Source organism: Faecalibacterium prausnitzii (assembly GCF_003287495.1).
Classification (GTDB): domain Bacteria; phylum Bacillota; class Clostridia; order Oscillospirales; family Ruminococcaceae; genus Faecalibacterium; species Faecalibacterium prausnitzii_I.
The window spans coordinates 340,822-353,445 of sequence record NZ_PRLE01000003.1 but is presented as its reverse complement, the minus strand read 5'-3'; the positions used below and the strand labels follow the sequence as shown (position 1 = coordinate 353,445).

Sequence of the window (12,624 nt, the reverse complement as noted above, 5' to 3'; positions counted from 1 at the left end):
CAAATGGAAGAAGATTATGTGATGATACCGGGCAGCGGTACCAAGATGATCATTCGGGATGTCAAGAAAGAGATCGAGACAGCCTTTCTGGATTACTCCATGTCGGTCATCGTGGCCCGTGCCCTGCCGGACGTGCGGGACGGCCTGAAGCCGGTCCACCGCCGCATCCTTTACACCATGCATGAGCGTGGAAATGATCCCGGCCACCCCTACCGCAAGTCCGCCGACACCGTTGGTGCCGTGCTGGGCTCCTACCACCCCCACGGCGACGCGTCGGTCTACGACGCAATGGTCCGTCTGGCACAGGATTTCTCCCTGCGCTACCCGCTGGTGGATGGCCAGGGTAATTTTGGTTCGGTCGATGGCGACCCCCCGGCTGCTTACCGTTACACCGAGGCCCGCATGAGCCGGATGGCCGTGGAGATGCTGACCGATATCGACAAGGACACCATCGACTGGGACCCCAACTTTGATGAGACCAAGAAAGAGCCCAGCGTCCTGCCCAGCCGCTTCCCCAACCTGCTGGTCAACGGCAGCCAGGGCATTGCGGTTGGTATGGCCACCAACATCCCGCCCCACAACCTGGGCGAGGTCATTGACGGCTGTGTGGCCTATATCGACAACCCGGACATCGACCTGCCCGGCCTGATGGAGTATATCAAGGGCCCGGACTTCCCCACTGCCGGCATTATCATGGGCCGCAGCGGCATCCGTGCCGCCTACGCCACCGGCCGCGGCAAGATCACCCTGCGCGGCCGCGCCACCATTGAGGAAAAGAAGAACGGCCGCGCCCAGATCATCGTCACCGAGATCCCCTATATGGTCAACAAGGCGCGCCTCATTGAGAACATTGCGGACCTCGTAAAAGACAAGCGCATTGAGGGCATCAGTGACCTGAACGATGAGACCAACCGCAAGGGAATGCGGATCGTCATTGACGTCCGCAAGGACGCCAACCCCCAGGTGGTGCTGAACCAGCTGTACCAGTATACCCAGCTGCAGGATACCGTGGGTGTCATCATGCTGGCCATTGACCACAAGGTGCCCAAGGTCCTGACCCTGAAGCAGATGATCCAGAAGTACGTCGAGTTCCAGGACGAGATCGTCCGCCGCCGTACCCAGTATGACCTGAAAAAGGCCAAGGAGCGCGCCCATATCCTGGAGGGCCTGAAAAAGGCTACCGACATCGTGGATGAGCTGATCGCCACCATCCGCGCCTGCAAGGGCGGCATGTCGGAGGCAAAGGCTGCCATCATGGAGCAGTTCGGCTTTGATGACCCGCAGGCAGACGCGATCGTCAAACTGCAGCTGGGCCGTCTGGCCGGCCTCGAAATTTTAAAGATCGAGGAAGAGCTGGGTGCCCTGCAGGCAAAGATCGAGGATTGGGAAGATATCCTGGCCAACGACGCCCGGGTGCTGGAGATCGTCAAGAACGAGCTGCTGGAGATGAAGAAGCGGTTTGGCGACGAGCGCCGCACCGAGATCGAGACCGTCAGCGGCGAGGTGGACATCGAAGACCTCATCGCCGAGGAGCAGTGTGTCTACACCCTCACCGAGGCAGGCTATATCAAGCGCCAGCTCAAGGCCACCTATCAGGCCCAGAAGCGCGGCGGCCGCGGCATTTCCGGCATGACCCGCAAGGAAGAAGATATCGTGCAGGAGATGTTTGTCGGCTCCACCCACGATTATGTCCTCTTTGTCACCGATAAGGGCCGCCTCTTCCGCCAGAAAGGCTATACCATCGCCGAGGGCAGCCGTACCAGCAAGGGCACCAACATTGTCAACCTGCTGCAGCTGGCCGAGGGCGAAAAGGTTACCAACATGCTCTGCCAGCATACAGATGCAGACCAGGAGGGCGGTTTCGTCACCATGGTCACCAAGCAGGGCCTCATCAAGCGCACCCCGCTGGAGCAGTACGCCAACATCCGCAAGAGCGGCCTCATCGGCATCGCGCTGAACGAGGGCGACTCTCTGGCATGGACCCGCCTGACCTCCGGCCACGATATGCTGATCGTTGCCACCCGCAACGGCCAGGCCATCCGCTTCAATGAAGAGGACGCCCGCCCCATGGGCCGCGGAGGCCATGGCGTCCGGGCCATCAAGCTGGCCGAGGGCGATGAAGTCATCGGCGTCTGCATCTGCCGCGAAGGCGGCACGGTGCTCACCGTGACCGAGAACGGCAAGGGCCGCCGCTCCGAGATCGATACCTACCGTATTACCGCGCGCGGCGGCAAGGGCATCCGCAACTACGATGTCTCCAAGGACAAAGTCGCCGCCGTCAAGATCGTGGACGATGTGGACGACGTGCTGCTGAGCAGCCAGGAGGGCATCATCATCCGCCTGCACGCCAACGAGATCCCCGTCCAGAGCCGCTATGGCTCCGGTGTCCGGGTCATGCGTCTGGGCGAGAACGACAAGGTCATGGTGCTGGCCCGTACCGACCACGACGACGAGGCCCAGACCGAGACCATCGAGGCTGAGGAGGGCGATGAGCCCACCGCGGAGCAGCTGGCCGCCATGGAGGCCGCCGATGAGGCCTCCGCCGCCGAAGTGCCGGAAGCAGAAAATAACGCCGAAGAATGATTTATAGCAGTTTGCGTTTTTAACGCACAAGCAACATCCGCAAACTGCATATCGCAAATATGCCGTTTTGATAGGCACTATTTATGAAAATTGCGATAAAATAAAACCTCTCAGGCCGCGCTCTGGCGCGTCCAGCGATCCTCCCTCTGTCGCTGGCGCGACATCTCCCTCCGGCCGGAGGGAGTCTGTCCTGGCAGGGGAGCCCAAGAGAGGAATGCAGAAGTTAGCCTAGACTTCGCATGGGGAATGTGATAAAATGAGCGAACAATCACAAATACCCATGGGGGAGTAGCAGGCACTTTGCAGGAGTGCAGCAAGTCAACACAATGGCCGCTTGGTCGCGGTCTGGCTTGCTTTCATTTGCGAGACTCATGTGTTTTGGCGCGCGTACCAACGCCCGGCACATGGAGTCAGTTTGTAAAAAAATGACCCGGAATTGGACGTTGCGCGCCAATTCCGGGTTTTTGTTTTCGATCCAAAGTTCCTCGCAACGCTCACCCCTCTGGGGGAGCTGTCACTGCGCGGCAATGACGGAGAGAGCAACCGCAGAAAAACCACTGATTTCCGGTCAATTTCAGGAGGCAATTTTTATGGAGTGGAGTTTCGTCTTTTTCCTCAACAGCGCCCTGTTGGGCGTAGGCCTTGCCATGGATGCATTCTCGGTCTCGCTGGCCAACGGCCTGCATGACCCCTACATGTCCCGCCGCCGGGGTGCCATCATTGCAGGGACCTTTGGCGTTTTTCAGGCTGTTATGCCTATGGCGGGCTGGCTCTGCGTCCACACCATCGTGGAGTTATTCTCGGCCTTTGAAAAGTTTATCCCCTGGATCGCGCTGGCCCTGCTGGGCTATATCGGCGGCAAGATGCTTCTGGAGGGCATCAAGGGCGAGGAAGCCGAGGAAACCGCCGAGCTGAGCGCCGGTGCTCTCTTTATGCAGGGCGTGGCCACCAGTATCGACGCTCTTTCCGTCGGCTTCACCATCTCGGAGTACGGCTGGCTGATGGCACTGGTCTGTTCCCTCATCGTGGCAGCGGTCACGTTCTTCCTCTGTGAGGCAGGTTTGAGCCTTGGCAAAAAGTTTGGCACCGAACTCTCCGGCAAAGCCTCCATCCTGGGTGGTGTTATCCTCATCGGCATTGGGTTGGAGATTTTTATTTCGGGCGTGTTCGGCTAAATACAGATACAAAAGGAGTCCTGTGCGGTTGAACGCACAGGACTCCTTTTGATGATGTTCCCCGTGGAACAATTTCTGCATTATTTTTCCGGCTCAAAATAATCGGCGTATTCTTCCGTGAGCCGGGAGCCCAGGCGGCGGATGCCGCCGTAGAGATGGCGCTCCACCAGCGGCTCAAAGGCGGCCAGGTCGCACCGCTCAATGGCGTCGATCAGGTTCTGGTGGTCCGCGATGACCTCCGCCAGCCCGCCGCTGGTGATGGTGTCCAGCATCCGGAAGCGGCTGTAATCGGCGTGAGCGTTCTGCAGCGTGCGAAAGAGGTACATTTTGCCCATGGCGGCAAACCAGGTCTCATGGAGCAGGCGGTCTGCCTCGTACAGACGGTTATAGTCCGGCGTTTCGGCCTGGGCCAGGGCCGCGTAGGCGTCGGCCCGGCGGCGGATGAGAGCCCGCTGTTCCGGCGTGCAGTGGGGCGCGAAATCCCGCAGCACCCGGGCCTCCACGGCGGTGCGCTCATAGATGAGCTCATCCACGATCTCCCGGTTGAGCCGGGTAACGGTAGTGCCCTTGTACGGCACGATCTTCACCAGCCCCTTTTCCTGCAATTTTTGCAGCACCACCCGGATGAGGGTGCGGGGGGCCCCAAAGCGGGCGCAGAGCGGGTTCTCGCTCAGGGAGCTGCCCGGCCGGATGGTCAGGTCAATGATCTCCCGCTCCAGCACCTCGTAAATTTCAGCATCAGTTTTGTATTGTTCCATAGTAATGATCCCTCTAATCAAAACAGCAGGGCCCGGCTGCTTTGGAGCCGCAGGCGATAAGAAAAAATTACCCGATATGCCAAGGGCTCCCCTTTCAAGGGGAGCTGGCTGCGAAGCAGACTGAGAGGTGTTACCGGGACAGCGCTCTGAACAAATCCCACGGTTCCCCTGCTGGCATGGCCAACGCGAATTCCATCTTCTCTCCGCTCACCGGGTGGAAGAACTGCAGCCGGGCGCTCTGCAGGGCGATGGCCCCCTTGGCGCGGCTGCCGTACTTGCCATCGCCCCAGAGCGGATGCTTCCGGGAGGCAAACTGCACCCGGATCTGATGGGTCCGCCCGGTGTGGAGGGTGATGTCCGCCAGACTGAACGCTCCATCTTCTGCCGTGGCCGCAATGCGATACTCCAGTACAGCTTCTTTCACACCCTTGCGGGGGCGGCTGACCGGGAAGACCCGGCCTTTCCGGCTGTCCTTGAACAGGTGATCCCGCAACGTACCCTCAGCGGGGAGCGCTTCGTCCGGGCCGCCTGCAATCACAGCCCGGTACTGTTTGATAAAACGGGGAGCGGCGGGTGTCCCCTCGGCCCGGCCATCCTGCACGGCATAGGCCTCCTGGCTCCGCGTTACCTGACGGCTCAGGGCCGCTGCCGCCTGCGGGGTCTTTGCATAGACCATCAGGCCCGAGACGCCGGTGTCCAGACGGTGGATGACGCCGACGTAAGCGTCCGGCTTCCCCCATTGCTCCCGGAGCCGCTGAGGCACGCCCTCTTCGCTGGAGCACCCGGCGGGCTTGTCCAGCACTACAAGGGCATCGTCTTCATAGATGATAAAACTCACAGCTTGCCCTCATCCAGCAGGGCCTTGAGCTTGAGCACGCCTGCAATGGTCTTGCCGTCCTTGATCTCCCCGCTCATGACCATTTCGTAAGCCTTTTGCAGCGGGACGCGGTCCGGCGTCAGGAATTCGTCATCGTCCAGGTGCATCTGCGTTTTGTGGAGGCCTGTTGCCACCCACATATAAATGATCTCCGTGTCATAGCCCACGGTGGGGTAAAACTGGCCCAGAGAGGTGTAGTGGTCGGCGGTCAGGCCGCACTCTTCTTCCAGCTCCCGCTGGGCGGCGAGGAACGGGTCCTCCCCTTTTTCCAGCTTGCCGGCGGGCAGCTCCCACAGCTCCTGCTGCATGGCGTAGCGGAACTGCCGCACCATGCAGATGGTGCCATCCTCAAAGTAGGGCAGGATGCAGGCACCGCCGTGGTGGTGCACCACCTCCCGGCCGGCGGTCTCGCCGTTTTCCAGCAGGGCCACATCGTTGGTCAGGGTGATGACCCGGCCCTCAAAAATCACTTCACTGGAAAGTGTTTTCTCATAATGTACCGCAGAATCCATTGCTTTTTCCTCTCCGTTTCCATGGTAGTCTGTGTCCAGTTTACGGCAACTGCCACGGGCTTGTCAATTCCAAAATTAAGAATTTGTTCAGAAACCACGGGGTTATCTTAATAAAACGTTAGCATGTCAGTCTGCTGGATTCCACAAAGGACACATCCATCAAAAACAACCAAAAAAAATCTTGAATTTTTGTTGTGTTTTGCCAGCTGGTTTGCATTTACTTCTGGGACGGAATTTGCTAATATAATATATGAGCAATAGTGCCTTTCTGGGGTTCTCCGGCCCCGCCGGGGCGCAATTGCCCCGCGCAAAAGGTACCAAATTCTGAACAATGGAGGAAGAAAAATGCCTAGAGCAAAGCAAACCATGGATGGCAATACCGCTGCTGCCCATGTAGCATATGCCTACACGGACGTGGCTGCTATCTACCCCATTACCCCGTCTTCTCCGATGGCTGACTCCGTGGACCAGTGGTCCGCAGCTGGCCAGAAGAACATTTTCGGCAACCAGGTCAAGGTCGTCGAGATGGAGTCCGAGGCCGGCGCTGCAGGCGCTGTGCACGGCTCTCTGGGTGCAGGTGCTGTTACCACCACCTTCACCGCATCTCAGGGCCTGCTGCTGATGATCCCCAACATGTACAAGATCGCTGCGGAGCAGCTGCCCTGCGTGTTTGATGTTTCTGCACGTACCGTTGCTACCCAGTCCCTGAACATCTTCGGTGATCACAGCGACGTTATGGCATGCCGCCAGACCGGCTTCGCAATGCTGGTCGAGAGCAGCGTCCAGGAAGTCATGGACCTGTCCCCTGTTGCCCACCTGGCAGCAATCGAGGGCAAGGTTCCGTTCCTGAACTTCTTCGATGGCTTCCGTACTTCTCATGAGTACCAGAAGATCGAGAAGTGGGACTACGCCGATCTGAAAGAAATGTGCAACATGAAGGCTGTTGAGGAGTTCCGTGCCAAGGCTCTGAACCCCGAGCACCCCAAGATGCGCGGCTCTCACGAGAACGGCGACGTGTTCTTCCAGCATCGTGAAGCTTGCAACTCCGTGTACAACGCTCTGCCCGCAGTGGTCGAGAAGTACATGGGCAAGATCAACGAGAAGCTGGGCACCAACTACGACCTGTTCAACTACTACGGCGCACCCGATGCTGACCGCGTGATCGTGGCCATGGGCTCCGTCTGCGATGTCGCAGACGAGGTCATCGACTACCTGAACGCTAAGGGCGAGAAGGTCGGTATCATCAAGGTCCGCCTGTATCGTCCCTGGGTGTCCTCCGCTCTGCTGAAGGTCCTGCCTGCTACCGCTAAGAAGGTCGCAGTTCTGGACCGCACCAAGGAGCCCGGCTCTCTGGGCGAGCCCCTGTACCTGGATGTCGCAGCTACCCTGCGTGAGGCTGGCAAGAATGATGTCATCCTGACCGGCGGCCGTTACGGTCTGGGCAGCAAGGACACTCCCCCGTCCTCCATCTTCGCTCTGTTCAAAGAGCTGGAGAAGGATGCTCCCAAGGAGCGCTTCACCCTCGGCATCACCGATGATGTCACGTTCCTGTCTCTGCCGGAAGTCAAGCCCGCTCCCATCACCGCAGCTGCTGGCACCAAGGAGTGCAAGTTCTGGGGTCTGGGCGGCGACGGTACTGTCGGTGCGAACAAGAACTCCGTCAAGATCATTGGCGACCACACGGATAAGTATGTTCAGGCATACTTCCAGTATGACTCCAAGAAGACTGGCGGCGTGACCATCAGCCACCTGCGTTTCGGCGACAAGCCCATCCGCAGCCCCTACTACATCAACCAGGCTGACTTCGTGGCCTGCCACAACCCCGCTTACATCCACATGGGCATGAAGATGGTCCAGGATGTCAAGCCCGGCGGCGTGTTCATGATCAACTGCCAGTGGAACGATGAGGAGCTGGGCCAGCACCTGAACGCTGAGGCCAAGAAGTACATTGCTGACAACAACATTCAGCTGTACACCATCAACGCAATCGATAAGGCAATCGAGATCGGTATGGGCAAGCGCACCAATACCATCCTGCAGTCCGCTTTCTTCAAGCTGGCTGACGTTATGCCCATCGAGGACGCTGTCAACTTCATGAAGCAGGCAGCTCAGAAGAGCTACGGCAAGAAGGGCCAGGACGTCGTTGAGATGAACTGGAAGGCGATCGATGCTGGTGTTGACGCAATCCACAAGGTTGACGTCCCCGCTTCCTGGTCCAACCCCGAGGCCGATCCCGCTCCCAAGGCTCTGAGTGGCCGTGCAGATCTGGTCAAGCAGATCCGCGACGTCATGGAGCCCATCGCTCGTATGGATGGCGACAGCCTGCCTGTCTCCTCTTTCGTCGCAAATGCAAACGGCGAGTGGGAGCAGGGTGCTTCTGCATATGAGAAGCGCGGCACCGCTGTCAATGTCCCCGAGTGGGATGCTTCCAAGTGCGTTGGCTGCAACCAGTGCGCATTCGTGTGCTCTCACGCAACCATCCGTCCGTTCCAGCTGACCGCTGACGAGCTGGCAGCGGCTCCTGCTCAGACCAAGAGCCGCGACAACAAGCCCGCTAACGAGTACAAGTTTGTGATGGCTGTGTCTCCTCTGGACTGCATGGGCTGCGGCGAGTGTGTCACCGTCTGCCCCACCAAGGCTATCGCTATGGTTCCTCAGGAGAGCCAGGCAGACCAGCAGGCAGTCTTCGACTACTGCGTCGCCAACATCTCCAAGAAGCCCAGCAAGTTTGCTGACGATACCGTCATTGGTTCTCAGTTCAACCAGCCGCTGCTGGAGTTCTCTGGCTCCTGCGCAGGCTGTGCCGAGACTTCTTATGCACGTCTGATCACCCAGCTGTTTGGTGAGAAGATGTACATCTCCAACGCTACCGGCTGCTCCTCTATCTGGGGCGGTACCGCTTCCATCTCTCCGTACACCGTCAACAAGGACAGCGGCCATGGTCCTGCATGGTGCAACTCCCTGTTCGAGGATAACGCTGAGCACGGCCTGGGCCTGTACCTCGGCCAGAAGACCGTCCGTGAGAACCTGATCAAGCGCATCGCTGAGGTCGCTGGTTCTGACAAGGCTTCTGCTGAGCTGAAGGCTGCCTTTGACGAGTTCATGGCAACCAAGAACAACACCAAGGCGAACGATGCCCCCGCTAAGGCTCTGATCGCTGAGCTGGAGAAGGCTGCTGCCGCTGGCTGCGCCGAGTCCGCTGAGATCCTGAAGAGCAAGGAGTTCATCGCCAAGAAGTCCGTCTGGATCTTCGGTGGTGACGGCTGGGCATACGACATCGGCTTCGGCGGTCTGGACCACGTCCTGGCTTCCGGCGAGGATGTCAACGTCATGGTCTTCGATACTGAGATGTACTCCAACACCGGTGGACAGGCATCCAAGGCTTCCAACATTGGTGAGGTCTGCCAGTTCGCTGCTGCTGGTAAGGAAATCAGCAAGAAGAGCCTGTCTGAGATCGCAATGACCTATGGTTACATCTATGTTGCTCAGATCGCTCTGGGCGCTAACATGAACCAGGCTGTCAAGGCTATCGCAGAGGCTGAGGCATATCCCGGCCCCTCTCTGATCATCGGCTACGCTCCCTGCGAGCTGCACGGTGTTAAGGGCGGCATGACCAACTGCCAGAACGAGATGAAGAAGGCAGTTGAGGCTGGTTACTGGAACCTGTTCACCTTCAACCCGGCCAACAAGGCTCAGGGCAAGAACCCGTTCACTCTGACCTCCAAGGCTGTGGACAACGAGAAGTATCAGGCACTGCTGGCAAACGAGACCCGTTACAGCCGCCTGACTCGTGCATTCCCCGATCGTGCAAAGACCCTGTTCGAGCGCAACCAGCAGGTTGCAAACGACCGTTACGAGCACCTGACTCGCCTGGTCGATCTGTACAAGTAATCTTTCTGCCGGACTGCCTGCTCAAAGCTTTTGCAGCGGCCCCTCAGTCCGAAAGGCGGCGGCTCCGTACTGGCGGTTACTGCGCAACGCAGCAGTGCGAAACTGTGAACCTCTGAGCATAAACGGCTTTTGATTTTGAGTACAAACTCGAGCACGCTTTGTTCGTCGCAAAGCATCTGATTTCAAACCATCCGCCTGCACGCTGTACGCGAACAGGGTGCAGGGCAGGATGTCTGAAATACCAAAGCGCCCGCGAGGGTCCTTGAAAGCACACCCCGCGTGTGTCAGGAGCATAAGGTCTGCTTGCAGATACCTTGTTCCGCCTGCTGCATAAGACCTGTGAAAACAGGCATCTTGCCGCAGTAAAAACAATTGCGTTTTTAGCGCCCCATCCACTGGCAACAGTGAATGGGGCGTATTTTTGTGCGAAAATGCGATAAAAATGTGAAAAATAGTGTGCAAGACGCTTTTTACAGTTTTTTCATAGCTTCTTCATGAAATCAAATGTGAAACCTGCTATACTGCTGTCATAAGGAACCGGGGCCGCAACCGATTCCTTGTACATGATTCCTCCTCACCAAGGCAATATCCAAAAACAGAACGCCTTTTCCAGTGTACCGCAAGCGCTGGAAAGGGCGTTTTGCTTTTTGGTACAGGATTTCCGTTTTATAATTCGGCGCTTTTAGGGTTGACCCTGCTTTTTTACGGCGCTATAATAAATCTGTAAGTTAAGTTTTTTAGCAGCCCCAGGAGGTGAACGCAGAACAATGGACCCGGATCATAGTCGAAGACGATGGAACGATGCGGCAGATCGGAGAACAAAAACAGCTGCGTTCGCCTTTTTGGGCCGGAACCCCGTGTAAGCGGAAGCTTCCGGAGCAAAAGGGCGCGGCTTTGTGCGCATGATCCGTGTTTTTACGCGCGGCAGTGCACCAGAGCGGCGCTTTTGTGATGCGGTTTGCTGCATCCTCCCCAGCCTTGGAACACGAGAGGAGGAGCAAACATGGAAGAAAAGAAAAAAGCGGTTCCGGAGGGGGAAGCATCCCTCCCGGTGCAGGAGCTGCCCGCGGATATCCCCGCGGAGGTGCGCCAGAAGCTGGCCGAAGACCTGAACGAAGAGGCCACCGAAGACCTCAAGCAGGACATCCGGGAGGCGGAAAAAGAGGAGGCCAACGACGAGGAGGTCAAGGCTGACCCCGAGATGCTGACCAAGAGCCGCCTGCTCAAGCTGCTGGTGAAAAAGCAGTACGTCAAGCTGCGCGAAGTGACGGAGGAAGAGCAGCCCGCCGACCTGGCAGAACTGCTGGAAGAGCTGGATGAGAACAACCGTCTGGTGGTGTTCCGCCTGCTGAAAAAAGAGGTGGCGACCGAGGCGTTCGCCTATATGTCCGATGAGGCCCGTGACGATCTGGTCAACGCCTTCTCGGATGTGGAACTGGTCAGCGCCATTGAAGAGATGAGCCTGGACGATGCCGCGGACCTGCTGGAAGATATGCCGGCCGGCGTGGTCAAGCGGGTGCTGGAGAAATCCTCCAAGCAGACCCGTGAGAGCCTGAACAAGCTGCTGAACTACCCCGAGAGCTCCGCCGGCAGCCTGATGACGCCGGAATATGTCCGCCTGCGCAAGGATATGACCGTGAACGACGCCTTTGGAGCCATCCGCACCCAGGGCGAGAGCGCCGAGACCGTTTACACCTGCTATGTCGTCGAGCGGAACCGTCTGCTGGGCGTTGTGTCTGCCCGCAGCCTGCTGCTGGCAGAACCCAAAACCCCGGTGACCGAGATCATGGACGACAACGTGGTCACGGTGAAAGTCACGGATGACCAGGAGTATGTGGCCCGTGAGATGCAGCGCTACGACTTTACCGCCATGCCCGTTGTGGACAACGAGGGGATGTTCGTGGGTATCATCACCATCGACGATGCAATCGATGTCCTGACCGACGAGTCCACCGAGGATATGCAGAAGATGGCGGCTATTCTGCCGGACGACGATGCCACGACTTATTTTGGTACCAGCGTCTGGACCCACGCCAAGCAGCGTATCCCCTGGCTGCTGATTTTGATGCTTTCGGCAACCTTTACCGGCATGGTCACCACCCATTATGAGGAAGCATTCGTCAGTCTGCCCCTGTTGGTCTCGTTCATGCCCATGCTGATGGACACCGCCGGCAACTGCGGCAACCAGATCAGCACCCTGATGGTCCGCGGACTGGCGCTGGGCGAAGTGGAGCCCAGCGATTTTCTCCGTGTGCTGGGCAAGGAGATGCGTGTTTCCGCCATTGTGGGCGCCGTGCTGGGCATCGTGAACGGCCTGCGCATCTACCTGATGTACACGTTCCTGTACGCCGGGCAGTACGAGAATGTCCTTGGCTATGCCGTTGTGGTCAGCGTGTCGCTGTTCTTCAGCGTCATCCTGGCAAAGCTGGTGGGCGGTATGCTGCCGCTGGCCGCCAAGAAGCTGGGTGCTGACCCGGCCATTATGGCAACGCCGTTCATCACCACCATCGTGGATGCGTGCAGTTTGATCCTGTATTTCCAGATCGCACAGCTGGTGTTCAGGAATATGATGTGATTCTCAAAAAGAAGCTTCGGTGGGGTTCATCGAAGCTTCTTTTTTTTGGTAAAACCGGAGTTTTCCCTCTCTTTTCAACAGGACGTTTTTGCTTTTCTTCCCTGTGGAAAACTGCCGCCTCAAAAATTCCAGATTGGAGAGGCTGAAAACACCCCGGTGCGGAAAGCCTCGAAAAATAAATTTTTGCCCTCGACTTTCTTTTGGAAAAAAGAAAAAATCCCTCCATTTCTCCCCAAAAGCTTCCAGCATCCGC

The 12,624-nt window shown here is 57.9% G+C and carries 8 protein-coding genes; 4 read left to right on the top strand and 4 right to left on the bottom strand.

The window, feature by feature from the left end; translation table 11 throughout:
- Positions 1–3 precede the first annotated feature (3 nt).
- Positions 4–2,583: a DNA gyrase subunit A gene (gene gyrA / locus C4N22_RS07595; protein ID WP_112148526.1), complete on the top strand. Its 2,580-nt coding sequence runs from the start codon at positions 4–6 to the stop codon at positions 2,581–2,583.
- A 590-nt stretch (positions 2,584–3,173) separates the two neighbouring features.
- Positions 3,174–3,758 carry a manganese efflux pump MntP gene (locus C4N22_RS07590; RefSeq protein WP_112148525.1) on the top strand — a complete coding sequence of 195 codons (585 nt, stop codon included), beginning with the start codon at positions 3,174–3,176 and terminating at the stop codon, positions 3,756–3,758.
- A gap of 80 nt (positions 3,759–3,838) precedes the next feature.
- Here the strand turns inward: C4N22_RS07590 and C4N22_RS07585 are convergent, their stop codons facing one another.
- The 3 genes from C4N22_RS07585 to C4N22_RS07575 form a co-directional block, all read right to left on the bottom strand.
- Positions 3,839–4,516 carry a GntR family transcriptional regulator gene (locus tag C4N22_RS07585; RefSeq protein WP_112116191.1) on the bottom strand — a complete coding sequence of 226 codons (678 nt, stop codon included), beginning with the start codon at positions 4,514–4,516 and terminating at the stop codon, positions 3,839–3,841.
- A gap of 130 nt (positions 4,517–4,646) precedes the next feature.
- Positions 4,647–5,354 (bottom strand): RluA family pseudouridine synthase, encoded by a 708-nt coding sequence (locus tag C4N22_RS07580; protein WP_242980981.1) that lies wholly within the window; start codon positions 5,352–5,354, stop codon positions 4,647–4,649.
- Positions 5,351–5,905: an NUDIX domain-containing protein gene (locus tag C4N22_RS07575; RefSeq protein WP_112148524.1), complete on the bottom strand. Its 555-nt coding sequence runs from the start codon at positions 5,903–5,905 to the stop codon at positions 5,351–5,353. Before C4N22_RS07575 ends, C4N22_RS07580 begins: the two co-directional genes overlap by 4 nt.
- A gap of 345 nt (positions 5,906–6,250) precedes the next feature.
- Between C4N22_RS07575 and nifJ the strand changes: the two genes are divergently transcribed.
- Both nifJ and mgtE read left to right on the top strand, forming a co-directional pair.
- Positions 6,251–9,796: a pyruvate:ferredoxin (flavodoxin) oxidoreductase gene (gene nifJ / locus C4N22_RS07565; protein WP_112148523.1), complete on the top strand. Its 3,546-nt coding sequence runs from the start codon at positions 6,251–6,253 to the stop codon at positions 9,794–9,796.
- Positions 9,797–10,799: 1,003 nt separating this feature from the next.
- On the top strand, positions 10,800–12,371 hold the full coding sequence (gene mgtE / locus C4N22_RS07555) for a magnesium transporter (protein WP_112148521.1): 1,572 nt from the start codon (positions 10,800–10,802) through the stop codon (positions 12,369–12,371).
- Between the two features lie 3 nt (positions 12,372–12,374).
- Here mgtE and C4N22_RS07550 read toward each other — a convergent pair whose 3' ends face one another.
- Positions 12,375–12,620, bottom strand: a complete 246-nt coding sequence (locus C4N22_RS07550; RefSeq protein WP_112148520.1) for a hypothetical protein — start codon at positions 12,618–12,620, stop codon at positions 12,375–12,377.
- Positions 12,621–12,624: the final 4 nt, after the last annotated feature.